We start from the raw sequence: 22,121 nt of genomic DNA, 5'->3' as shown, positions 1-22,121 counted from the left end.
GTACTGAGGTGCTGGACCGGCGTCTGCAACACCTGCCACCAACCCCTGCCCAACAAAGCACCAAGATCCAGACAGACTTAACGGAGTCCTACTAGGAACCTCTGCCGAATCCGCCGCTCAACGAGGTCGCTGGCAATGCTGTGCAGCGGGGCGGGCTGTAGTGGGTGACGGAGGTCCGTTGTGGACTTCGACCCTTTCCCTCTGGCCGGCCGCCGGCTTCGGTGCGGTCAGGGGATCTTCGCGATCCGGGGGAAGAACGAACCCGCCGCTCGTGGTCAGAGTTGCATCCGATCGGGCGGGCTGAGATCCGAGGCCGGGCGTGTGACACCGGTCTGGTCCTGGAGCACGGTTATATGGAGCGGGTGGCCTGCGTTGGCCTTCTGGCCTTCGTTGCCGGAAAGGGACACGGGTGGTTAGCGTGACGCACGGAGCTAAGAAGCGATCCTCTTATAAGGGGACGTCGTCGAAGGCGATCCTTCATCAGTACGATTTCCTGGGCGACTTCTACCGGCTGACGCTGGGCCCCGACCTCGTCTTCTCCTACGGCATGTGGGAGGAGGGCGACACACTCGAATCGGCCCAGCTGCGCAAACTCGACCACCACGCCGAGGCGGCGCATGCAGTGGGCGCGCAACGGGTGCTCGACGTGGGCTGCGGCTACGGCAGCCTCCTGCACCGACTGGTGGAGACCCACCACGTCAGGCGCGCGGTAGGGATCACGATGAGTCCTGCGCAGGCCGCGTGGGCCCGTGACCAGCACTGGCCGGGCTGCGAGGTTCGGCTCGAGAACTGGTTCGATCACGAACCGGACGGGGCGTATGACGCCATCATCGCCATCGAGGCAATCGAGCACTTCGCCGGGAATACCATGTGGCGGTCGAAGCGTGTCGCCCGATACCGGGAGTTCTTTCAGCGCTGCCATTCCTGGCTGCGGCCGGCGGGGCGTCTGTCGTTGCAGGCCAACGCCTGGAACGACCGCGGCTGGCTTGCTTCCCTGGTGCTTCCTCCCCAGCAACTGGCCCCGCAAGGCGGGAGTCATGGCGTCAAGGAACACCTCGGCCTCAAGGGCGTTTACGGCGGTGTCAAGAACGTACGCGAAGGTCTTCACGCGTCGCGGAAGGTGTTCCCCGAGTGCTTCCTGCCGACCCGGGGCGAACTGACCGAAGCCGGCCGGGGCCTGTTCCGCATGGTGGAGACGCGAAGCGATCCGAGCGACGGCGTGTCCACGGTGGCGAGCTGGTTGGAGCGGGCTGAGGCCAACCGGAGACGCGGCGCGGAACTCATCGGTGAGAGCGCGGTGTCCGACATCATCAGGGAGCAGAAGACCGCACTCCGGTTCATGCGCGAGGGCCGCTTCACCGTCGTTCGTATGGTCTTCGAGAAGGTGTGAGTCGCCTTCCCCCACTGCCGCGCCCGGGCTCGTTCGCACGCGGCGCGCCGCCGGTGAGGTCATCGAAGCAGTGGGCCGTGGGAGAGAGGTCGCGGATCTACCACTGCACGCCGGTGGCCGGTTTTATCTGCGCCGGCGTGTGGCGACCCATGAGGTGAGAAGGAACGCGGGCAGGGTGATGCCGATCAGCAGCGCGGGGCCCGTGACCGCGCTCAAGAGGAATCGGCGTCCCAGGTGAGCGACGCCGTGGTAGTAGCCGACCGCCACAGCCACAAGCAGCATGTATCCGCCGAGCGCGGTGCCCACGACTCGGCGGACCAGTTCGGGCCAGCCGCGCCCGGCCGGTGCCGGCGCGAGCCGTCGCGCAGCGGTCCAGGGTCTGGTCGGGTGGCGTCGCATGATGAGCAGGCCGAGGCCGAGATAGCCCATGACCAGGAGATAGCCGCTCAGCATGAGCGTGATGTTGAGGGACACGGGCAGCATGGCCGGCTCCTCGTGGTGATCGCTTTCAGGAGGGGTCTTGGAGAAGGAAGTGCCAGCCGCGGACGAAGGTGTGCCAGCCGAACCACAGCCACAGGGCGAACAGGGCCCAGCGGCCGACGGGGTGGCTCATGACGGCCCTGGTTGCGTCGCTGAGGGTGGGAAAGCCGTCGTGCGGCCGCAGCAGGCCGATGCCTTCCCAGGCGAAGATGACGCCGAAAAGCAGAGCCCAGACGAGGTAGCCGATCACCGGATGCTCTGCCACTGCGTCTCCCACGGTCTCGTGCCCTGCCCGACGGCGCTGTCAGGCTGATCATCGGCCATGACGAGTCCGGGATCCGGAGGCTCACCGTGACTCCCCGGCCGTCGGCCTGGTGTCCTGTCGTGAAGTCAGTGGCCGTAGATCGCGATCTTGCTGTTCAGGGGCGGTGCGAAGACAGGTACGGCCACCGTCAGGGCCCCTCCCCGCGGCAAAGATCTCCGGCCGACGCAGCCGACGACATCAGCTCCTCCAGCTTGTTGAGACTCTGAGTCCAGCCCTCCAAGTGAAGAGCTTGGCGCCCCTCAGTGGCGAAGTCCCCCTGGCTGAAGACCAACTCGGCCCGTGTACCGCCGATATCGCGAAGCGACAGCGTCACCACCGTCTCCCGATCCTCGGGATCGGGATCCTCCCACCGGAAGGTGTAGGAAAGGCGTTCCGGAGGGTCGACCTCAACGAATTCCCCCACCAGGCAGAACGGATCGCCCTCCGGAGGCTGCATCGCGATCCGATAGCTACCGCCTGGCCGAAGGTCGCTTTCCACGCTTGGGATGGTGAACCCGTCAGGGCCCCACCACTTGGCCAGTTCCCGCGGTTCGGTCAACGCTCGGAATACGACCGAGCGCGGTGCACGGAGGACACGCTGCAGATGCAGCCTCAGCCCGCCATCGTGCGTCATCGCGAACCTCCTCCGACCGAAGGCGCCGAGATTGACCACCACGCTTATCGTAAGTATCCCAGCCGTAGACCGCGATCTCGCTGGCTAGGGGCGGTGTGAGGACAGGTGCGGCCACCGGTGAACATCGCGTGCTGTGTGGACAAACGAAGATCAAGAGCTGGCCGCAGGCCATAGCGTAGACCCCGCTCGCTCGCGGGACATGTTCGATGCCCTGATGGGCCGGATCGCGGGCCGTTTCACGCGGACCGAACCCCGACGCCGGGCACGGTCGCTCGTTGTAGGACTGCTGTCCGGCCTGCCGCGGAAGAACTGCTGGACCATCGCCGGGCATGCCGGGCATGCCACACCGGACGGCCTGCAGAACCTGCCGGCATGGGCCAAGCGGGACGCCGAGGCAGTCCGCGACGACGTACGCGAATACGTCGTGGAGCACCTCGGCGACACCGACGCCGTTCTGGTCGTCGACCAGAACGGCTATCGGACGGCCTGGCCTCCCAGTGCCGGAACTTCGCCGAGGTACGCCCCCATGCCCTCGGCCGCCTCCTCCACCAGGTCAACGCCACCGGCCACCGCGATCTGCGGGAGCTGTACGAGGAGGTGTCCGCCTACCCGCCCCCGCCGGGTCTCGACCCCGAGCCCCGCCCCCCGGGAGCCCATGGGCCTCGTCGTACCGCTGCGCATCCGCACGCCCTACGGTCCTCTGCCAGGGCTGACCTCCTCTGCCGGTACGTGCCGGCCAGGCCGTCCGTGGCCCATGGCGATGGGCGCGCTCCGTGCCGGCCGGCCGGTTACGATGCAATAAGGGCAGGTCGCCGGCCTCAGCACGCCGAACGGGTCCCCAAGGGCACCTGCCGAGCCTCACCCAGAGAGGCATGCCACATGGCACATGACCAGATCCCAGGCATCGATCCAACTGTGACTCCGAGCGGAAACGGCTGCGTGGAATGCCTGGCGGGCGACGGTCCGGGATGGTGGTTGCACCTGCGGCGCTGCGCCGCGTGCGGGCACATCGGATGCTGCGATTCCTCACCCTCGCAGCACGGTACGAAGCATGCACGCGAGGCGGGACATGCCTTCCTGACCAGCTTCGAGCCGGGAGAGAGCTGGTTCTGGAACATCGAGACCGGGCAGTACTACGAGGGCCCGCAGCTGCTCCCACCCACCTCGCACCCGGCCTCCCAGCCGACACCCGGCCCGCAGGGCAAGGTGCCCGCGGACTGGCAGCAGCACGTGCGCTGACGGTCGAGCGAACCCGGCGTCGCGGCGTCGGGAATCAGGGACGTGGGACCTGCAGGTGCGGGTCCGTGATCCCGCCCGGGGAGCCGAACCGGGCGGTGTCCCAGCCTGCGCGCCGGGATCCGGCCTGGTACGCGCTCTCGTAGAAGGCGAGGACGGCAGCACGAGGATCGCTTTCCGCGCGGGCCGCGTCGTAGGGCAGCACGGCCAGGTGGGTGTCATCGCGTGAAACCCAGTGTGCTGTAGCGGGCTTGAGCGGCTCCCCGGTCAGTGCCGGGGGCTCGGGGGCGGTATAGGAGTAGAAAGCGGGTTCGGCGAACGTATCGTCACCGAACCAGAATCCGAAGCTGATCAGCTCGCGGGAGTACGCCTCCCGCGTCACCGGATCGACCTGTGGCGGCTGGTGGATGTGACGCCCCGAGAACCGGCTGTGGGCGATGTCGAAGGTATGCCAGAAATGGTGTACGGGACTGGCCTTACCCGAGAAGCCGGCTGCGAATTCCTCCAGCACCAACGCCACCTGGCTGAGGACCTGCCAGTAGCGGTTGGCCATTACAGGATCGTAGGCCGCGTGCTCGGTGTCCTCGGCGAACGGCCGACCGGCGTCGGGGAGGTCATACGGCCTGGGAATGGCGATCCTCGCCCGGACGCCCAATTGGGCCAGAGCGTCAAGGGCGTTGTCGTGGAAGGACGCCACGGACTGGCCCTCGAGGGGGAGGGAGATCGCTCTGCCGTCCAAGGTCGCGACGACCAGTTGGTGGTTGACGAAGTCGAAGTCGATCGTGAAGACCGGATTACCGTCGACCTGTCCCATGGGGCGCGTGGTGATGCCGCGTCCGGTGAGATGAAACGGAACATTCCACCAGTGGTTGCGCCGGGCACTCGCGGCTAGGCGGATCTTGCCGACGACTTGCGCGAATCGGTGCAGCGTTTCTTTGGTGTCCTGCCACTCCGTGAGCGGTATCGGCGGGAACAGCTCCATCGTGTTCCCCTTCCTGCCCCGCGCTCCGGCGGGAGTCCTCCTCAGGTGCGGCGGAGGATACGCCGGCCAGGGAGCAGTTCAGGGACTCCGTGTCAGTACGGGTGATTGTTCGGCTTCTTCGCCCATGCCTCGTAGGACGTGGCCCCCAACTCGGGGTGGAGCTGCTCGAGGGTGATGCTCCGATGGTCCGGGGGCTTCGCGAAGTCCTCGTACTGGAAGGCGTCGTCGAAACCGATCCCCTGAGTCGCCTTCCAGTCGCAGCTGTAGTAGACGGTGTCTATCCGGGCCCAGTAGATGGCGCTCATGCACATCGGGCACGGGGCGCCACTGGTGTAGATCGTGCACCCTTGCAGCATGCGAGCGCGCTCCGGTACGAGGTCGGGGGAGCCCTCAGGACGCGGCACCAACTCCAGGGTGTACCTGTTCTGGTGCTCCTCGGCGATGCTGGGCGCCTCAGGATTGAGCACCTCGACGGCCTTGCGGATGGCCTCCACTTCGCCGTGCGCGGTCGGGTCCGCTGTGAGGAGTACGCGATTCTGGCCGCGAGCGATGATCTCACCGTCATCGGTGATCACCGCGCCGAACGGCCCGCCCCAGCCCTTCTCCACGGACTCTGTGGCCAGCCGAACCGCTTCGGCCATGAACTCCTTCTGTCCCATCTCGGAATCCTCCCGCTCGTCAACCAGCGCAAATTTCCCCAATTTGTCCGATAAATACCTTTCGATCTAGACTACTCCGTATGGGTACCCGTGCAAGCCGTGACCTGAGCGACAGCGCTACGGTCGTGACCTCCCAGAAGGTCCGGGCGGGCCGGGACCACGACTACAAACGCTGGCAGGAGAAGACCAACCAGGTCGTGCGAGGCTTCGACGGGTTCCAGGGCACGGAGTTGTACCCGCCGGGCGCTGGCGAAGAGAACGAGTGGGTCGTCGTATTCCGCTTCTCCCGTGTCGAACAGCTGACCGCATGGCTGGATTCGGGTGCGCGTCGACAACTTCTCGATGAGGGCCGCCCGTTGTTCGACGGGGCCCCGACGCAAGAGGTGCTCACCGGCGGGACCCCGGCCCATGATGCCCACGATGTCGTCACGGCGGTCATCTCGCACGATGTGATGCCGGGGCGGGAGGGGGATTTCATGCGCTGGGAGGACAAGGTCCTGAAAGCGCAGGAGAGGTATCCCGGTTTCATGGGGTCGGAGTTGTTCAAGCCGGTGGAGGGCGTTCAGGACCGTTGGGTGGTCGCCTTCCGCTTCGACACGCGCGAACACCTCGAAGGGTGGCTCGACTCCGAGTCCCGCGAGAAGCTTCTGGAGGAAGGCCGCGGCTACTTCCGCTCGTACGACGTGCGCAAGATCGGGTCGGCGTTCGGCGGCTGGTTCCGCTTCGGGGAGGGCGCGGACGAAGGCATTCCGCCCAACTGGAAACAGGCCATGTCCGTGGTGCTGGCCCTGTATCCCACGGTGATGATCCTGAACCTGACGGTCGGCGACTGGTTCAACAGCCTGGGAATGCCCGGGTATTTGGCACTCTTCATCGGCAACGCACTGAGCGTCAGCATCCTGACGTGGTTGCTGATGCCGCTGGTCAACCGGGCGCTCGCCTTCTGGTTGCTGCCCAGCCGGGCGCGATCCCTCCGCATCCATGTGGCGGGCGCTGCCGTCGTGGCGGTGTGCTGTCTGGTGATCATCACCATCTTCGGTCTGACCACGGGTTAGACCGCACCGGTTGGACGGCAGGCACTTCACACCGGCTCTTCAGCCTTCAGCCTTCAGCCGCATCCGCGGCCGGCGCGAGTCCTGGAGTCCATGATGCGACGCGAGCACGGGCAGGCCCGAGGCATTGAGGGGACGCTCGTCCAGCGAGGCGACGCCGATTACGAAGCCGTCCGGACGAGCATGGTGTGGAACGGGCTCAAGCCCGAGCGATTCCCGGAGGTGATCGTCCGGACCGCCTCCGAGCGGGACGTTCCCGAAGCCATCCGCCTGGCTCGCTCCCGCGGTCTCCGCGTCGCCGTACGGGCGGGCGGGCACAGTTGGTGCGGGTCGTCCGTCCGCTCCGACGGCATGCTCATCGACCTCTCCGGGCTCCGCCGGTGGGACATCGACGTGGCTTCCGCGACGGCGACCGTGCAGCCCGCTGTCACCGGTGGTGAACTCGCTCCGGAACTCACCACGCGCGGTCTTGCCTTTCCCATGGGGCATTGTGGATCGGTCGCTGTCGGCGGTTATCTCCTCAGTGGTGGTCTCGGGTGGAATTCCGGTGCCCTGGGGCCGGCTTGCCGGAGTGTGTACGAGATTGAAGCCGTCACGGCGGACGGCGAAGTCGTCCGGTGCAACGAGGACGAGAATGCCGACCTGCTCTGGGCGGCGCGTGGAGCCGGGCCGGGTTTCTTCGCTGTCGTCACCAGCTTCCGCCTTCGCCTGCACCGGCTTCCCGGGACGGTCATGTCGACCACATACGCCTTTCCCCTCGCGGACGTAGAAGAGGTGTCGAACTGGGCCATAGAGGCCGCCGGCGAACTCGAGCCGACCGTGGAATTGACTCTCGTACTCGCAACGGCCGCCCCGCACATGACGAAGGAAAGGCCACGGCCGAAGGTGAACGTCGTCGCCGCCACCGCTTTCGCGGATTCGAGAGAGCAGGCCGTCCAGGCCCTACGGCCGCTCCAGAACTGCCCGTTCGCCGGCCGCTCTCTTTTCCGGGAGGCGGAGGAGCCGACGTCCCTCGATGCCCTCTACGACGCCTCCGGCGACCTCTGGCCCGGACAGCACCGCTACGCGGCCGACACTCTGTGGTCCCAGGCGGACTTCGGCACGCTGCTGCCCAAGCTCAGCAATGCGGTCGAAAGGGCCCCCTCCGACAAGTCCCTCGTCCTGGCGCCCGTATCGCCCGCGTCGAACGACGAGGATCTGCTGCGCGGCATGGCGTTCTCGGTGCTCGGCGAGAGCTATGTCGTCCCCTACGCCGTCTGGGACGACCCCGCGGAGGATGACATCAACGTGCGCTGGCTGCGCGAGGCGATGAGTGCCGTGGAGCCGCTCGGGACAGGGCACTACATCGCCGAGGCCGACCTCACCGCCAGTCCGACCCGCGCCGAGCGGTCGTTCACGGCGAGCGACTGGCAGCGGCTGCAGGCCCTGAGGGCGCGGTACGACCCGGAGGGCGTCTTCCACTCCTACCTGACGCCCTGAGAGGCTCGTCGCCACCGCTCAGACGTCGCGCCCTCTGTGTGGCCGGCGGGTTGCTGACCCGGCTTGCACTGCACGGGGTTTCCGCCGAAGGAAGACCATGAACACATTGCTCGGCCGAGCCGCCGCCCGCCTCTTCCCCGGCGCCCCCGGACATCACGGCGTACTGCCTCCGCTGCTCGTCCTGCTGACTTTCGTCACCGGCATGGTGGACGCCGTCAGCTATCTGGGCCTCGACCATGTCTTCGTCGCCAACATGACAGGCAACTTGGTCTTCCTGGGCTTCGCGCTGGCGGGCGACAGGGAACTGTCCGCCTTCGCCTCCGTCCTGGCGGCAACGGCCTTCTTCGCCGGTGCGTTCGCCGGAGGGCGGATCGCGCCCAGGGTCGCTGAGCCCGTGCGGCTGTTCGCGCTGCTCGTCGCGGCGCACGCGGCCCTGGTCGCGGCGGCTCTGGTGGCCGATCTCGCCGATGCCACGAAGCACGTACTGATCGTGCTGCTCGCGCTCGGCATGGGCGCGCAGAACGCCGTGGTCCGCAAGCTCGCCGTACCCGACATCACCACCACGGTCCTCACCCTCACTCTGACCGGCATGGCGGCCGACCGTCCGGGGCCCGCCACCCTGCCCCGACTGCTGTCGGTCACCGCGATGTTCACCGGCGCCCTCGTCGGCGGTCTGCTCCAGCTCAACCACGGCACGGCGGCCGCGCTTGCGCCGGCTCTCCTACTGCTCACGGGTGTAGCCCTGGCGGCAGCCACCGCACCCCGGCTCGGACAAGGAGTCCCGTGATGACCGAACTCAATGACCGAACTCAGCGATCGGGCGCAGATCAGCGCTATGGGATGCGGTGACGGTCCGGCTGTCGTTCCCTCAGGACCGTGGCGATCCGCAGGCACCAGTGCCGGTTGTCCCGTTCGAAGGCGAGACCGCGCAGACAGGTCAGATACGGTCCGATCCGCTCGCCCCGGAGAAGGAATTCGTCCTCGTCCGCCTCGCCCCGGATCTGCCGCAGCAGCTTGCCGAAGAGCTCGATCTTGGCCTCGGCGACGGCCGCGCGCTCTTCGAGCTGCTCGATCACCGGGCCGGTGCCGACGCGGTCGGCGGCCTGGACCTTGACGAGCAGGTCGTCCCTGATGAACGAGGGTTTCGACGCGGACGCGGCGAACTGCTCCAGCTCGGCGAGACCGGCATCGGTGACCTTGAACAGGCGCTTGTTGGGCCGGGTTTCCTGGACCACCTGCCGACCCGTGACCAGCCCTTCCTTCTCCAGCCTGGCCAGTTCGGCGTACAGCTGCTGGGGCAGCGCGTGCCAGAAGTTCGCGACGCCGACGTCGAACGCCTTGGCCAGTTGGTATCCGCTGTACTCGCCGTCCAGCAGCGCGGCCAGCACGGCATGTCGCAGGGCCATCGCACGCAGCCCCCTTCCGCTTGGTGTCCTCCGCATGATACCCAAGAAAGTGACTAGTCAGATTCTTGACTATTGCGACTATCAGTGGTCACACTTTCAGGAGGAGACATGGACACTGCCGAGCGCTTCCGCGCGGCCGTCGAGAAGCAGGACCTGACCGCCGTGGACGACCTGTTCACCGAGGACATCCGCTTCTACAGTCCGGTGAAGTTCACCCCCTTCGAAGGCAGGCCGATGGTCCGCGGCCTCCTCGGCGTCCTGCTGCGCACCTTCGAGGACTTCCGCTACGTCGGCAGGTTCGCCGGCGCGGCCGAGACCAGTACGGACGGTGAGGAGGCTCCCTCGGAGATCCTGCTCTTCCGGGCTGCCGTCAACGGCAAGCAGATCCACGGCATCGACCTGCTGCAGTTCGACGAGGCGGGCCGGATCAAGGAGTTCACTGTGATGGTCCGCCCCATGTCCGCGGTCCAGGCATTGAGCGAGGCGGTGCTCGCCGGGCTGGTCGCCGACGGCCTCGTCCCCGATCCCGCCGGGCACTGAGCGACCGCCCCGGACAGCCCAGAAAAGCAGCCCCGGACCGATCCGCGGCCGACTCGCCCGTGTCGCTGTTGGGCCGAACGGGTGAGGAGCGCGAGGATGGTCGCATGAGTAGGTACGAGAGGTACGACGTCACCGACGAGCAGTGGGAGGGCCTGGCCCAGGTCGTCCCCCTGCGCAGCCGTAACGAGTGGCCGTCGCGGGTCGACCACCGCACCATCCCGCAGGACTACGCGGTGGCGGAGCAGCGTCGTTTCGTCGTGCTGCGGGTGCAGGTCTTCGCCGACGCGCGTGAGGTCGCCGAGTACCTCATCGCCCAGATCCCGGTGCTGCTCGACCTCACCGGCGCCGACACCGATGTCGCCAAACGCATCCTGGACTTCAGCAGTGGTGTCGTCTTCGGGCTCGGCAGCGGGATGCACCGGGTCGACAGGAACGTCTTCCTGCTGGCGCCGATCGGTACGGAGGTCGAGGGGATCGCGGCCGCCGCCGTCCCCCGTTCGTAGGAAGGCTGTCGAGGCGGAACGGTTCGGCGCCTTGCGCGCTGCGTACCGTCCGGCTCATGGACGCAAACACTCCGCTCAACGGCGCGAACGGCGCCCGCCCCACCCTCACGGAACTGCGGCTCTCCGCCTTCAGGACACACCGTGGCGCGGCTTTTCCCCTCGGTCCGCTGACGCTCTTCGCGGGGGCGAGCGGCAGCGGCAAGTCGAGTGCCCTGCAGGCGTACGAGGCGCTGGCGCGGCTGGGCGCGGGCGACGACCTCGAGGCCGCGTTCCCCGATCCCTCGTCGTGTGTGCCCGAGCGGGCGGAGGCCGACGGGCAGGGGCGGCGGGGATTCAGGATCGGCTGCACGGTGGACGGCCCGGCCGGCCCCGTACAGCTTGATCTCGCCGTACAGGCGGAACCTGAACTGCGGGTGGTGGGCGAGCGGTTGACCAGCGGCGGGCGGACCCTGCTGACCACCGCGCTGCGCGATCCCGGACGGTCCTCCGTGCAGGCCGCCTGGCACACTGCCGGGGCGGCGTCGGTGACGCGTGCGCCGCTGCCGGACGACCGGCTCGGCACGGCCCTGCTGCCGTTACGCGTGGCAGGCAAGACGCAGGGCCAGCTCCAAGTGCTTGCGGCGGCCGAGCAGGTGGTGGTGGCGCTGCGGTCCGTCTTCGCCTGCGACCCGCAGCCGCATCGGATGCGCAAGCCGGTGGCGGCGGGGGAGGGGCGGCTGAGGCGCGGGTGCGACAACCTCGCGGAGGTGCTGCACCGGACCCGGAGCGAGTGCGCCAAGCGCCATGCGCGACTGGCCGCGGCGGCGCGGGTGGGGTGCGCGGGGGCGGTGGAGGAACTGGCCGTCGAGGAGTTGGGCGACGGGACGGTGCGGGCGTTGCTGGGCCGGGGCGGCAGGCGGGGAGCCACTCCCGTGGGGCGGCTCGGCGAGGGCGAGTTGAGGTATCTGGCGCTCGCGCTGGTGCTGCTGACCGGGCCGGGCGTGCTGGCCATGGACCAGGCGGCCGAGGTGCCGTCGGCGTACCAGGCTCTGACCGTTCTCGCGGACGGCTTCGACCGCTGTCTGGACCCGCGACAGGCGCGTGAGCTGGTGTCGCTGGGTGCGGAGGTGTGCGCGCGGGGCCATGTCCGGCTGGTGGGGGCGGTCGCCGATGCGTCGTACGCGCGCGGAGTGGACGGCGTGACGGTGGTAGACCTGGTGCCGTGACGACAGATGACGGGCGGGATGGACGGGACGGGCCGGGCGGGGCGGACGGGGCGGACACGGTGGACGGGGCGGGCGGGGTGGACGGGCTCGATGTGGCGGGATTGCAGCGCAGGCTGGCCGAGTTCGCGGCGGCGCGCGGCTGGGAGCCGTACCACACCCCGAAGAACCTGGCGGTGGCGCTGAGCGTCGAGGCTTCCGAACTGGTGGAGATCTTCCAGTGGCTGACGCCGGAGCAGTCTGCGCGAGTGATGGACGAGGAGCGGTCGGCGCACCGGGTGCGGGACGAGGTCGCGGACGTGCTGGCGTACCTGCTGCAGTTCTGCGAAGTGCTCGGAATCGACGTGCTTGCCGCGCTCTCCGACAAGATCGACCGGAACGAGATTCGGTTCCCGGTGCAGTGATCCTCGGCGGGTCCGATGATCCGCTGCACACGCCTTCGTCACTCTATGGAGTGGGCTGGTTATCCACAACGGCCTTGGTGTCCACAGATTTCCGAATTCCCTTGGTGTTCAGGCTCAAGAGCCTTCACTCTGGGTAATGAACTGAGTGGGCAGTAAGTCGTACGAACGGGGGCGGCGTAGATGGATGCGCAGCGACTCATCGGAGTCAGTCGGCATGCCCTGGCGCAGAGCCGGGCGGTGCCGGACATTGTGGCGGAGGCCTGGCAGGCGCAGGCCCTCGCGCAGGCGATCGGGAGCAGGCTGGCGGTTTGCGGACCGCTGGAGCTGAGAGGCGAGGCGCGCGGGCTCTGCGAGATCGGTGGACGCGCATGCGGAGTGCTCGACCATCCGATGGTGCGCAGCGGCGGGGTCAGAGCCGCGCAGCTGTCCGAAGTGGCGGATGCGCGGGGGACGTTGATCGGGCTGGGCTTGCTGTTGGGAGAGGTGGGAATCGCCCTGGTCGGGGTCGCGTGCGCCACTGACGAAGAGGGGTTGTACTGGCAGTGCATCGAGGCCATAGATGCCGCGGACGAGTCGAGCGACCGGGTGCGGGGCATGCTGCGCCGGCTTGCGGAGAGACCGCCCGACACGATCCGGGGCAGAGCCGATCCGGTGGCCGTGGCGGGGCCGCTGGAGCTGGTGGAACCGCTGGAGCCGCCGATGGAGCCGCCCGATGCGCCGGATCTACCGGAGCCGTCGGACTCGTTCGACCCGTCCGGCTCCTGCGGCTCGTCCGGCTCGGTGGGCGTCGTGGACGCTGTGGACTCGGCGGCGGGGCCGTCATGACCTCGCGGCCTTTCGAAGGTGCAGGATGGATGCATGGATCTTCGAATCTTCACCGAGCCCCAGCAGGGGGCGAGCTACGACGCTCTGCTGACCGTTGCCAAGGCCACCGAAGACCTCGGCTTCGACGCCTTCTTCCGTTCCGACCACTACCTCCCCATGGGGTCCGCCGACGGGCTGCCCGGCCCCACCGACGCCTGGATCACCCTGGCCGGGCTGGCCCGCGAGACCAAGCGGATCCGCCTCGGCACGCTCATGACCGCCGGTACGTTCCGGCTGCCCGGCATGCTGGCCATCCAGGTCGCGCAGGTCGACCAGATGTCGGGCGGCCGGGTCGAGCTGGGGCTGGGCGCCGGCTGGTTCGAGGAGGAGCACAAGGCGTACGGCATCCCGTTCCCCAAACAGCGGTTCGCGCGGCTGGAGGAGCAGCTGGCGATCGTCACCGGGCTGTGGGCCACGGAGGTCGGCAAGACCTTCTCGTACGAGGGTGCGCACTACCAGCTCGTCGACTCGCCGGCGCTGCCCAAGCCCGCCCAGAGGAAGCTGCCGGTGCTGATCGGCGGGCACGGCGCGACCCGCACCCCCCGGCTGGCCGCGCGGTACGCCGACGAGTTCAACATCCCCTTCGCGTCGATCGAGGCCGGCGAGCGGCAGTTCGGCCGGGTCCGGGCCGCCGCTGAGGCGGCCGGGCGAGGAGCGGACGACCTTGTGTACTCCACCGCCCTGGTCGTCTGTGTGGGCAAGGACGACGCGGAGGTGGCGCGCCGAGCGGCCGCCATCGGACGTGAGGTGGACGAGCTGAAGGCGAACGGGCTGGCAGGCTCGCCCGCCGAAGTGGTCGACAAGATCGGGCGGTACGGCGCCGTCGGAGCATCCCGGATCTACCTCCAGGTCCTGGACCTCGATGATCTCGACCACCTGGAGCTGATCTCCGCCCAGATCCAGTCCCAGCTGAGCTGATTGCCGTGCGCCCCGCCCGTACACTCGCCGCCGCCCTCGCCGAAGGGGTGGTCGTCCTCGACGGCGGCCTCTCCAACCAACTTCAGGCGCAGGGCTGCGACCTGTCGGACGATCTCTGGTCGGCGCGGCTGCTCGCCGACGGTCCGCGTCAGATCGAGGCGGCGCATGCGGCGTATGTGCGGGCAGGCGCGCAGGTGCTGATCACCTCCAGCTACCAGGCCACGTTCGAGGGGTTCGCGCGGCGTGGAGTCGCGCGGGAGGAGGCAGCCGGGCTGCTGGCCCGCAGTGTCGAACTGGCCCGCAGCGCGGGCGAGTCGGTCCAGCGGGAGGTGTGGGTGGCGGCCTCCGTCGGGCCGTACGGCGCGATGCTCGCGGACGGCAGCGAGTACCGCGGCCGGTACGGGCTGTCCGTGCGGGAGCTGGAGCGTTTCCACCGGCCAAGGATCGAGGCCCTGGTGGCGGCGGGCCCCGATGTGCTCGCGCTGGAGACGGTGCCGGACACGGACGAGGCGGAGGCGTTGCTGCGGGCGGTCGACGGGTGCGGCGTGCCGGTCTGGCTCTCGTACAGCATCACCGGCAAGCGCACCCGGGCAGGCCAGGAGCTGGCGGCGGCGTTCGCCCTGGCCGCCGGACGGGACCAGGTGGTCGCCGTCGGGGTGAACTGCTGCGAGCCCGGTGACGCGGGCCCCGCGGTGGAGCTCGCGGCGTCGGTGACCGGCAAGCCGGTGGTCGTCTATCCGAACAGCGGGGAGCGCTGGGACGCCGACGAGCGGGAGTGGCGGGGCGGGGCCACGTACGACCTGGGCCGGGTGCCGGACTGGCTGGCCTCCGGGGCCCGACTGGTCGGCGGCTGCTGCCGGGTGGGGCCCGGGCAGATCGCGGAACTCACAGCGACCCTCGAAGGCGGCGGACACCCGGAGTGCGGCGGCCGGACCGGCGGGTAGTCTCCCCCGGTGAGCATCGGAGAAGAAGAGTCCTCGCCAACCACCCTGCGGCGAGAGCCACTTGGCCAGGACCAGATCAAGCACCTTGAGTTTCTGCAGGCCGTCATCGCGCGGCTCGCCAACAACTCCTTCCTGGTCAAGAGCTGGGCGCTGACCCTGACCGGTGCCCTCCTCGCCTTCGCCGCGGCCAACGCCAGTCGGCCCATGGCAGTCACGGCCCTGACGTCGCTCGTCGCCTTCTGGTTTCTGGACGGCTATTTCCTCCAGCAGGAGCGCTCGTTCCGCAAGCTGTACGACGAGGTCCGGCGGGCGGGGAGCACGGTCGAGCCGTTCTCCATGAATCCCGGGCCGTACGCGGGCGGCGGAGGCTGGCGCCGGGCCGCATTCTCGCCGACGCTCTCACTCTTCTACGGTGGCTTGTCGCTCGCCCATCTCACCGTTCTCATCGCTGTCCTGTTCGGCTGAGCGGGTCGTCGCGCCCGCTGCCAGCGCCGTACGCAACCGCTCGGCCACCACGTCCAGCCTGCCCGGCTCCGGGGACAGCGGTGGCGGCCAGATGCTGCCCATCCGGTCGCCCTCGTACCGCGCCACCACATGGACATGAAGGTGCATCACGGTCTGGGACGCGGCCTCGCCCGACGAATGGATGACGTTCAGCCCGGCCGGCCGGAACGCGGACCGTACGGCGTGCGCGACCCGCAGTACGCTCCGCGTCAGCGCCATGGCTGTCGCCTCGTCCAGGCCCCAGAGATCCCTCACATGACGTCGGGGAACGACGAGCACATGTCCGTCCCCGACGGGCTGAAGGGGCAGAAAGGCCACCGTCTCCCGGTCCTCGTCGACGACACGGGCGAAGGCCGAGCCCTCCGCGATCCGGCAGAACTCACAGCCGGTGTCCTGCGCCGTCATGTCGCCCGTCACTTCTCCGGCCACTGGGCTGCGGCCTCCTCCACCAGTCGGCGGACCGCGTCGGCTGCATCCTGCGCCGCTTGCTCCTCGAAGGCGTCGGCAAGGACCAGCAGGACGTCCGGAGTGCGCTGCCTCAGAGCGAAGTTGACGAGTGCGACGGCGCGCATCCTGGCAGAGCCCCCGTCGGTCTGCGTATTCAACTGCGCCGGCCTGATGGCGACCCGGATGGAGTCGGTGAACACGTCCCAGGCGTCACGCCGAGCGCCCACATCGGAGAGCACCAGCAAATTGATGAGTCTGCGTTTCTCCTCGGGACTCATCGGCATCCGCCCCACGTTCTGCGTCGCCCAGGCAGGAAACGTCGACGGATCGTCAGAAACCGTTCCACCGACCGGGCTTGTCGGGCCCGGGGTTGGTGGGGCACTGACGGGAGCCGCGGAAGGAGCCGCGGAAACCGACGGGCCGAAGGCTGGAACCGTCCGCTCGACCGTGTCCGCATCCAGCTCCGGCAGCGGCAGCCCCGCTACATCGACCATGTAGTCCGTCAGCTCGACGACGAACTTGTGGTACGCCTGAGGGTCGCTGCGCATGACATCGATCAGGCAGCTGTCGGCATACGCGTCGCCCAGCCGCGGCGCCCGGTACTGGAGATCGGCCACCCTGTCGGGCAGCCGCCGGGTGACCGGCACCCAGAACAGCGGCAGAATGGCGACGGGCGCCCGGCCGCCCGCCTGGGTGGCCCTGCGGGCCCGTTCCTCCATCACCGCCCATTCCCGGCCGCACCACTCGCTGTCGAAGTAGTCGTCGGAGAGCAGAGCAATCAGTAGCCGGGTGGTGCCCACCGCGTCCACGAGCTGCGGGCGCCAGGGCGCCCCGAACCCCAGCGACCGGGTATCGAGGAACCCTTCAGTGGCCGCGGTACGCCCGCGCTTGATCTGTATTTCCTGCTCCAACTTGGCGTGGAACTCCGCGACCAGCGCGCTGTCCGCCCGTCGTACCGCGTAACTGGTGAAGAAGAACGGCTTGTCCGGCATGGCTTCTCCCCGTGCATTCGCCGCGTATATCCGGTGATGCTAGTGGTCGTCCCACGTGCGCACAGCGTTGTCGACCAAACGGCGTACGACAGCGCCGGCCTCCTCGTCCGCCTGATCACTCGTGGCCTCCGCGATGGCGACCAGCAGCTTCGGGGAGGCGTGGCGCACGGCGGAGTTGACGACCGAGACGATCCGGGTCCTGACGAATCCCCCGTCGTTCACCGACGGCAGGGTCTCGGGACTGATCGCGATCCGAATGGAATCGATCCACACGTCGTACGTCTCCCGGGTCCGGCCCACCTCGGAGTTCAGCAGCGTCTCGATGAGGGTCCGTCTGTCCTCCGGACCGAGCCGCATGCCCCGTTCGCGGCGAGGCGCGGGAAACGGTACCGCGATGCCGCCGGGTGGGGTGTCATCGTCGCCTCCCGGCACCGGCGTCAGCGCTCTCAAGCAGGACTCGAAGCCTCTCTCACGTGCCATGTCGGCGACCAGCAGCAGCTGCCCGGGGTTGCCGTTCATCAGGCTCGCCAGCTGCCCCGCCTCCTGAACGGTCAGGGTCTCCGCCTGTTTGAGCAGCAGTGCCTTCGCCTGCCGCTCGGTGAGCCCGCCGAGTGCGAGCCGGTTCTTGCCCCAGGTCTCGCCTGCCGACCGGCAGGTGACGAGCCGGTGACTGGAGCCGGGGACGAAGTACTCGACGATGCGGTCGGGGTTCGGTACGCCGTCGTAGACGAACAGCCATCGCTGGTCCGGCCTGACTTCGTGGGGGGACCCGGACGTTCGTTCACACAGCTCCCGCAACTGCCGGTATTGGTCGTCGATCAGCCGCCGCAGGCCCTCCTCGTCGGTCTCGCCCTCGCACGAGAACCACCACGCGACGTCGTAGCGGATGGTGTAGCGCCGGCAATAGGCGATGGCCATCTGTGATTTGCCGAAGCCGTGCCGCCATTCCTTCTGGTCGTGCAGGAGCACATGGCCGTAGCGACCGAAGAGTTCGACCAGCTCGGCGATCTGATCGTCGCGGCCCTCGAAGGGGAGAGCCTGATCGGGGAAGTTGGATATCGGGGGCAGTCCTCCGGTCGGAGACCGGGTCGGGCCGGACAGCGGGCTTGTCACCAGGCCCCGTTCCAAGCCCTGCTCCAGCGCCTGCCGGTCCAGCGCCTGCCGGTCCAGCGCCTGCCGGTCCTGCCCCTGCCGGTCCTGCCCCGGGCCACTGAGCGGACCTGAGAGAGCGCCTTGCGGCGGACTGGGGGCCGGCGTCTGGAACGCCCCCTGAATGGGACCGCCCACCGGGTCGGGTTCCGGGCCCTGGAAAGGAATGCTCACCAGTGGTTCCCCCCGCGCCCGCCGGGCACGGGGGTGCTCGGTTCGCGTACCGCCTCGCACAGCTGACGCGCCGCCTGCTCGCCCGAGCCGTTGAGCTGGAGGACCGGAACCCCGCGGCGCACCAGCACGGGCCGGGGCTGCGCGTCGATCTGCACCGGGATCAGCCAGTCCTTGTCCGGGCCGGCGAAGACCTCTTCCCACTCCGTCGGCTGGGTCTCACCCGACTCGTAGTAACTGCGAGAGAAGATCACCACCACCCGTTCGCCCGTCGCCTGCGCCCGGTTCACGGTGTCGCTCAGTGACTCGGCCTCTGTCTCCCACCGCACCTGCCGGATCGGCAGATTCCCGTCGCTCTCCAGGACCGCGGTCATCCAGTCCGCCCAGGGCTGGTCCGCGCCCACATAGTTGATGGCGACGCTCACCGGAGAGGACGGCGGGTGCGAGTAGTCGTGGGTTCTGCTCTGCCGGTCGTATGTGCCCGTGAGGGCCGGCCGGCCCGGTGAGGTGCCCTGCGGGGTGATTGAGCCGAACGCCGGTCTGGAACGGGGGAGTTCGGCGGTGTCGAAGCCGGTGAGACCGATCTGCCGTGCCTCGACGATCCGCCTGGCGAGCCGCCCTATCAGGGCGAAGTACATGTCGTCCGCCTCCGGGGAGTCCGCGTTCATCAGCTCGAACAACCCCTGCCCCGTCCAGGACTGCCGATGGCCGGGGTGTTGCTGGTCCCGGCTCTCGGCGTCCGGCCACAACTCCGGGGCCGGGATTCCGGGGGGCCGGGCGTCCTCGGGCACCGGTTTCCAGGACAGCGGAATCAGACACGAGGACGCGTCGCGGTTCCTCAGGAGTGCGTGGTGTTTCATCCGGTCCCGGAAGACCGCCCACTCAAGCCCGCACACGGGGTTCTGGAAGTACAGCGGCGAGTAGAGCGCGATCATCACTCCGACCTCGGTGACACCGCACTGGAGTAAGGAGTCGGTGTCCGTCTGCGCACCGAGGGAGCCGCTCACCCAGAGTCCTTCCTGGACTCTCAGCCGGTACTCAAGATCCGCGTGGAAGCGGGTGATGGTGGGCCAGCCGTCGCTCCGCGTGCAGCTGGTGAAAAAGTAGAAGACGGATGCTTGATCCACGCGTTGATCCACGCGCCCCTCGCAGACTGCCGCCGGGAGCCCGGCAGGGCGAAACTCTCACTGGCATGGACATGAGGTCAGCGGCAACTCCGCTCCAGTCGATCCGGTGAACCCTCCCCGATGCTGAGGATAGGCTCCCTTGACCGCCCTGGGTACAGTGAGAAGTACCTGACGGGTGCACACGTCAGGCGTGCGGGCAGCACGTCAGGCGTATGGGGCGGATATTCGTCGGCAGTTCACGACTTCCGGACCTTACACCAGGACCGGGAGGGGTGTTCGGCTGCCACCGGCGCGTGTCCGGTCGCGGCAAGCGCTCCGTGGACGGGGAGTCGGGCGAGCGGGGGAGTGTGGGGAGTGGGGGCCTGAGTGCCATGAGGAGTGGGACCGGGAGCGGTGCTCCCCATGAGCCCCGCGAGGTGCGGGAGTTGGCGGACTTACGGGACTCGGGGGGCGTACGGGAGTTATGCGCCCTGGCAGGGCGGGTCCCGGCCGATCGGCTGGAGCGGCTGCCGCGCTCCGCCGTCGTAGAGGCCCTGCTGCGGATGCGGAGCAGCGAAGCGGCCGGTGAGGCGTTCGGTCCCAGCTGTCCGAGGTGGGACAGTGCCCTGTGAGGGGCGCCCGCATCCGGTAAGGCTCCGCCCGGGTCCGGGCGGAGCACGACCCGGCGGCTCCGAACCTCCCGTGGGATTCACCCAGTTCGTGGTCAAGCTGCACAGCAGGTGCAACTTCGCCTGCCCCGACTGCTACATCTACGAGTTGCGGGACAGCAGCTGGTCCGCCCAGCCCCGGGTGATGCCGCGCGCTGTGATGGACCGCGCCGCGCGGCGGATAGCGGAGCACATACGCCGCCATAGGCCGCGCGAGGCACGCGTGATGCTCCACGGTGGCGAACCGCTGCTCGCCGGGCCGGAACGCATCCGAGGGCTGGCCGAAGCGCTGCGTACCGCCTGGACAGGTCTGGACACCGCGCTCGATCTGGTCGTACAGACCAATGGGGCGCTCATAGACCGGCGGTACCTCGACGTCTTCCGGCAGTTGGGCATCCGGGTGGGGGTGAGCCTGGACGGGACCCGCGAGTCCCACGACCGGCGCCGCCGCTACCGATCCGGGCGGAGCAGCCACGATGACGTCGTACGAGCGCTCGATCTGCTGCGTACGCCCCGCTACCGCCATCTGTACGCGGGTCTGCTGTGCACGGTGAATCTCGCGGATGATCCGGTGGACACCTATGAGGCGCTGCTTGCGCACGAGCCGCCGGCACTGGATCTGCTGATACCGCACGGCACGTGGGAGTTCCCGCCGCCCGGGCTGACGCCGGGTCCCCGCTCGGGGAGCGGTCGCCCGCAGGCCCGTGAACTGCCGTACGCACGCTGGCTCGTCGCCGCCTTCGACCGCTGGTTCGACGCTCCGGTGCGCGAGGTCCCCGTGCGGCTGTTCGACTCGCTCGTCGAACTGCATCTGGGGGGCGCAAGCACCAGTGAGGTGTGGGGGCCGGTCGGTTCCGACGTCGTTGTCGTGCAGCCGGACGGGAGCATCGAGCAGAACGACATCCTCAAGGCGGTCCACGACAACGCTGCCCACACCGGCTGCCACATCGACTCGCACGATTTCGACGAAGCCGCGGCCCATCCCGGCTTCGCCGCCGAGCGGGCGGGGCCGGCGGGACTGTGCGCGCAGTGCCGGGCCTGCCCGGTGGTCGGCATCTGCGGCGGCGGTCTGCGCGTCCACCGCTACCGGCCGGAGAACGGGTTCGACAACCCTTCGTGCTACTGCGCGGATCTGCGCGCCCTCATCGAGCATGTGCGCGCACGAATCACCCGCAGTCTGCACTCTCTTGCACGTTCTCGTCACGAGGAGGTCACAGAAGGTGGATTCTTCCCTGGCTTGGGGATGCCTCTCGATAAGAAACCGTTGCGGTGATCAGAAGATTGGTCCAGGGGCGGGAACGGGGGGCGGATGGTCCCGTACTTCTTCATTAGCCATGCCGTGAGCGGCAGCGGCAGACAGTACGTCGAGCAGTTCCATGCCGATCTCCAGTCGGAGTTGTACGGCTGGCTGGGGCACGAGTCCCGGTTCGAGGGGACGCTCGCCGACCACCGCAAGGAGGGCGCCCGCGCCGGTCCGCCGCGGAGCACTCCGGCGATGTCGTGCCGGTCCCTGGTCGTGCTGTACTCCGAGGAGTTCTTCCGCAGCGCCCGGTGCGCATACGACCTGTCGGTGTTCAAGGAACGCATGGGGTGGCGGCTGCACCGCACGGGCGATGCCTCGGTCACCCCGGTGGGCGTGGTGTGGAATGCGTCAGGGTTACCCGAGCGGCTGGCCGAGGAGGCAGGACAACAGGCCGGCGCGGTGGGCAGCGACTACGCCCGGCGCGGCGTCGGCCGGTTCATACGGGACTCCGCCGCCCGTGGCGGATATGTCAAAGTGCTGCGCAGCGTCGCGGAGCGGGTGGTGGGCGCAGCCGGCCATCCACCGCCGGTGATGACCTCCCACGATGTCGACTACCTCACCCAATTCCCCGCTATTTCCAGTACGCCGGTCTTCTCGTGGGATATGAACGTTGCGCCCGTGCCGGTAGCGTGGCACACCAAGCGTGCCGGGTCCGGACAGGACCCCGCCCCTCTCGTACGACAGGAGTCGCTTCCCCGTACAAGATCGTGGTTCTCCTCCCCGGAGGAAGGTGAGCGTCCCATCCTCCGGGGGCCGCACAGCTGATGTGAACACGTGGAGCAGC

26 protein-coding genes and 2 pseudogenes are annotated in these 22,121 nt (G+C 68.6%); 17 read left to right on the top strand and 11 right to left on the bottom strand.

Features of this window, described 5'->3' with window-relative positions:
• Positions 1-418: 418 nt before the first annotated feature.
• On the top strand, positions 419-1,390 hold the full coding sequence (locus ACFYWY_RS34270; RefSeq protein ID WP_389194126.1) for an SAM-dependent methyltransferase: 972 nt from the start codon (positions 419-421) through the stop codon (positions 1,388-1,390).
• A 123-nt stretch (positions 1,391-1,513) separates the two neighbouring features.
• Here ACFYWY_RS34270 and ACFYWY_RS34265 read toward each other — a convergent pair whose 3' ends face one another.
• The 3 genes from ACFYWY_RS34265 to ACFYWY_RS34255 all read right to left on the bottom strand — a co-directional run bounded on the left by ACFYWY_RS34265 (position 1,514) and on the right by ACFYWY_RS34255 (position 2,847).
• Positions 1,514-1,873 carry a DUF6256 family protein gene (locus ACFYWY_RS34265; RefSeq protein ID WP_389194123.1) on the bottom strand — a complete coding sequence of 120 codons (360 nt, stop codon included), beginning with the start codon at positions 1,871-1,873 and terminating at the stop codon, positions 1,514-1,516.
• Positions 1,874-1,898: 25 nt separating this feature from the next.
• Positions 1,899-2,135, bottom strand: coding sequence for a DUF6186 family protein (locus ACFYWY_RS34260; RefSeq protein ID WP_389194120.1), 237 nt, complete (start codon positions 2,133-2,135; stop codon positions 1,899-1,901).
• Positions 2,136-2,322: 187 nt separating this feature from the next.
• On the bottom strand, positions 2,323-2,847 hold the full coding sequence (locus ACFYWY_RS34255) for an SRPBCC domain-containing protein (protein WP_389194117.1): 525 nt from the start codon (positions 2,845-2,847) through the stop codon (positions 2,323-2,325).
• A 175-nt stretch (positions 2,848-3,022) separates the two neighbouring features.
• Between ACFYWY_RS34255 and ACFYWY_RS34250 the strand changes: the two are divergent.
• Positions 3,023-3,328 (top strand): annotated as a pseudogene (locus tag ACFYWY_RS34250) (IS701 family transposase); the annotation flags it as partial.
• Here the strand turns inward: ACFYWY_RS34250 and ACFYWY_RS34245 are convergent.
• The gene (locus ACFYWY_RS34245; RefSeq protein WP_389194139.1) at positions 3,283-3,465 is read right to left on the bottom strand and encodes a hypothetical protein; all 183 of its coding nucleotides are present in this window, start codon (positions 3,463-3,465) and stop codon (positions 3,283-3,285) included. The pseudogene ACFYWY_RS34250 and the gene ACFYWY_RS34245 sit on opposite strands and share 46 nt — an antisense overlap.
• 222 nt (positions 3,466-3,687) lie before the next feature.
• Here ACFYWY_RS34245 and ACFYWY_RS34240 point away from each other — a divergent pair, with 222 nt between their 5' ends.
• Complete coding sequence (locus tag ACFYWY_RS34240) at positions 3,688-4,047, top strand: UBP-type zinc finger domain-containing protein (RefSeq protein ID WP_389194114.1); 360 nt, start codon at positions 3,688-3,690, stop codon at positions 4,045-4,047.
• A 34-nt stretch (positions 4,048-4,081) separates the two neighbouring features.
• Here ACFYWY_RS34240 and ACFYWY_RS34235 read toward each other — a convergent pair whose 3' ends face one another.
• Together ACFYWY_RS34235 and ACFYWY_RS34230 are read right to left on the bottom strand one after the other, a co-directional pair.
• Positions 4,082-5,026 (bottom strand): DUF5996 family protein, encoded by a 945-nt coding sequence (locus tag ACFYWY_RS34235; protein ID WP_389194112.1) that lies wholly within the window; start codon positions 5,024-5,026, stop codon positions 4,082-4,084.
• Between the two features lie 92 nt (positions 5,027-5,118).
• Positions 5,119-5,685, bottom strand: a complete 567-nt coding sequence (locus ACFYWY_RS34230) for a nucleoside deaminase (protein WP_389194109.1) — start codon at positions 5,683-5,685, stop codon at positions 5,119-5,121.
• Positions 5,686-5,765: 80 nt separating this feature from the next.
• Between ACFYWY_RS34230 and ACFYWY_RS34225 the strand changes: the two genes are divergently transcribed.
• The 3 genes from ACFYWY_RS34225 (at position 5,766) to ACFYWY_RS34215 (ending at position 9,003) form a co-directional block, all read left to right on the top strand.
• Positions 5,766-6,740, top strand: coding sequence for an antibiotic biosynthesis monooxygenase (locus ACFYWY_RS34225; RefSeq protein ID WP_389194106.1), 975 nt, complete (start codon positions 5,766-5,768; stop codon positions 6,738-6,740).
• A 90-nt stretch (positions 6,741-6,830) separates the two neighbouring features.
• On the top strand, positions 6,831-8,216 hold the full coding sequence (locus ACFYWY_RS34220; RefSeq protein WP_389194103.1) for an FAD-binding oxidoreductase: 1,386 nt from the start codon (positions 6,831-6,833) through the stop codon (positions 8,214-8,216).
• A gap of 97 nt (positions 8,217-8,313) precedes the next feature.
• Positions 8,314-9,003 (top strand): YoaK family protein, encoded by a 690-nt coding sequence (locus tag ACFYWY_RS34215; RefSeq protein ID WP_389194100.1) that lies wholly within the window; start codon positions 8,314-8,316, stop codon positions 9,001-9,003.
• Between the two features lie 46 nt (positions 9,004-9,049).
• Here ACFYWY_RS34215 and ACFYWY_RS34210 read toward each other — a convergent pair whose 3' ends face one another.
• Positions 9,050-9,622, bottom strand: coding sequence for a PadR family transcriptional regulator (locus ACFYWY_RS34210; RefSeq protein WP_389194098.1), 573 nt, complete (start codon positions 9,620-9,622; stop codon positions 9,050-9,052).
• 108 nt (positions 9,623-9,730) lie between these two features.
• Here ACFYWY_RS34210 and ACFYWY_RS34205 point away from each other — a divergent pair, with 108 nt between their 5' ends.
• From ACFYWY_RS34205 to ACFYWY_RS34170, 8 genes and pseudogenes are all read left to right on the top strand, one after another.
• On the top strand, positions 9,731-10,162 hold the full coding sequence (locus ACFYWY_RS34205; protein ID WP_389194095.1) for a nuclear transport factor 2 family protein: 432 nt from the start codon (positions 9,731-9,733) through the stop codon (positions 10,160-10,162).
• Positions 10,163-10,266: 104 nt separating this feature from the next.
• Positions 10,267-10,665, top strand: a complete 399-nt coding sequence (locus ACFYWY_RS34200; protein ID WP_307660569.1) for a cell division protein SepF — start codon at positions 10,267-10,269, stop codon at positions 10,663-10,665.
• Between the two features lie 56 nt (positions 10,666-10,721).
• Complete coding sequence (locus tag ACFYWY_RS34195) at positions 10,722-11,870, top strand: AAA family ATPase (protein WP_389194093.1); 1,149 nt, start codon at positions 10,722-10,724, stop codon at positions 11,868-11,870.
• A 59-nt stretch (positions 11,871-11,929) separates the two neighbouring features.
• The gene (locus ACFYWY_RS34190) at positions 11,930-12,271 is read left to right on the top strand and encodes a nucleotide pyrophosphohydrolase (RefSeq protein ID WP_389194136.1); all 342 of its coding nucleotides are present in this window, start codon (positions 11,930-11,932) and stop codon (positions 12,269-12,271) included.
• 180 nt (positions 12,272-12,451) lie between these two features.
• Positions 12,452-12,922: pseudogene (locus ACFYWY_RS34185) on the top strand (DUF6099 family protein); the annotation flags it as partial.
• A 207-nt stretch (positions 12,923-13,129) separates the two neighbouring features.
• Complete coding sequence (locus ACFYWY_RS34180; protein ID WP_389194090.1) at positions 13,130-14,053, top strand: LLM class F420-dependent oxidoreductase; 924 nt, start codon at positions 13,130-13,132, stop codon at positions 14,051-14,053.
• Between the two features lie 5 nt (positions 14,054-14,058).
• On the top strand, positions 14,059-14,997 hold the full coding sequence (gene mmuM, locus ACFYWY_RS34175; protein WP_389194087.1) for a homocysteine S-methyltransferase: 939 nt from the start codon (positions 14,059-14,061) through the stop codon (positions 14,995-14,997).
• Between the two features lie 9 nt (positions 14,998-15,006).
• Positions 15,007-15,462 carry a hypothetical protein gene (locus tag ACFYWY_RS34170; RefSeq protein WP_389194084.1) on the top strand — a complete coding sequence of 152 codons (456 nt, stop codon included), beginning with the start codon at positions 15,007-15,009 and terminating at the stop codon, positions 15,460-15,462.
• Here the strand turns inward: ACFYWY_RS34170 and ACFYWY_RS34165 are convergent.
• Genes ACFYWY_RS34165 through ACFYWY_RS34150 form a run of 4 tightly spaced genes read right to left on the bottom strand, consistent with a single transcriptional unit; the run spans position 15,397 to position 19,387 of the window.
• Positions 15,397-15,930: an HIT family protein gene (locus tag ACFYWY_RS34165; RefSeq protein WP_389194081.1), complete on the bottom strand. Its 534-nt coding sequence runs from the start codon at positions 15,928-15,930 to the stop codon at positions 15,397-15,399. The two genes, ACFYWY_RS34170 and ACFYWY_RS34165, sit on opposite strands and share 66 nt — an antisense overlap.
• The gene (locus ACFYWY_RS34160; protein WP_389194078.1) at positions 15,915-16,940 is read right to left on the bottom strand and encodes a TIR domain-containing protein; all 1,026 of its coding nucleotides are present in this window, start codon (positions 16,938-16,940) and stop codon (positions 15,915-15,917) included. Before ACFYWY_RS34160 ends, ACFYWY_RS34165 begins: the two co-directional genes overlap by 16 nt.
• A 39-nt stretch (positions 16,941-16,979) precedes the next feature.
• A complete protein-coding gene (locus tag ACFYWY_RS34155; RefSeq protein ID WP_389194075.1) occupies positions 16,980-18,263 on the bottom strand; it encodes a hypothetical protein in 1,284 nt (427 codons plus the stop codon).
• Positions 18,260-19,387, bottom strand: a complete 1,128-nt coding sequence (locus ACFYWY_RS34150; protein WP_389194073.1) for a TIR domain-containing protein — start codon at positions 19,385-19,387, stop codon at positions 18,260-18,262. Before ACFYWY_RS34150 ends, ACFYWY_RS34155 begins: the two co-directional genes overlap by 4 nt.
• A gap of 425 nt (positions 19,388-19,812) precedes the next feature.
• Here ACFYWY_RS34150 and ACFYWY_RS34145 point away from each other — a divergent pair, with 425 nt between their 5' ends.
• The 3 genes from ACFYWY_RS34145 to ACFYWY_RS34135 all read left to right on the top strand — a co-directional run bounded on the left by ACFYWY_RS34145 (position 19,813) and on the right by ACFYWY_RS34135 (position 22,102).
• Positions 19,813-19,998: a hypothetical protein gene (locus ACFYWY_RS34145; RefSeq protein WP_389194070.1), complete on the top strand. Its 186-nt coding sequence runs from the start codon at positions 19,813-19,815 to the stop codon at positions 19,996-19,998.
• Positions 19,999-20,068: 70 nt separating this feature from the next.
• Positions 20,069-21,307, top strand: a complete 1,239-nt coding sequence (locus ACFYWY_RS34140; RefSeq protein WP_389194067.1) for an FxsB family cyclophane-forming radical SAM/SPASM peptide maturase — start codon at positions 20,069-20,071, stop codon at positions 21,305-21,307.
• 66 nt (positions 21,308-21,373) lie between these two features.
• Positions 21,374-22,102 carry a hypothetical protein gene (locus ACFYWY_RS34135; protein ID WP_389194064.1) on the top strand — a complete coding sequence of 243 codons (729 nt, stop codon included), beginning with the start codon at positions 21,374-21,376 and terminating at the stop codon, positions 22,100-22,102.
• The last annotated feature ends 19 nt before the right edge of the window (positions 22,103-22,121 follow it).

The organism is Streptomyces sp. NPDC002870 (genome assembly GCF_042888505.1).
In the GTDB taxonomy this organism is placed as follows: Bacteria; Actinomycetota; Actinomycetes; order Streptomycetales; family Streptomycetaceae; genus Streptomyces.
The sequence above is the reverse complement of the archived record's forward strand: the minus strand, read 5'-3'. Positions and strand labels throughout refer to the sequence as shown.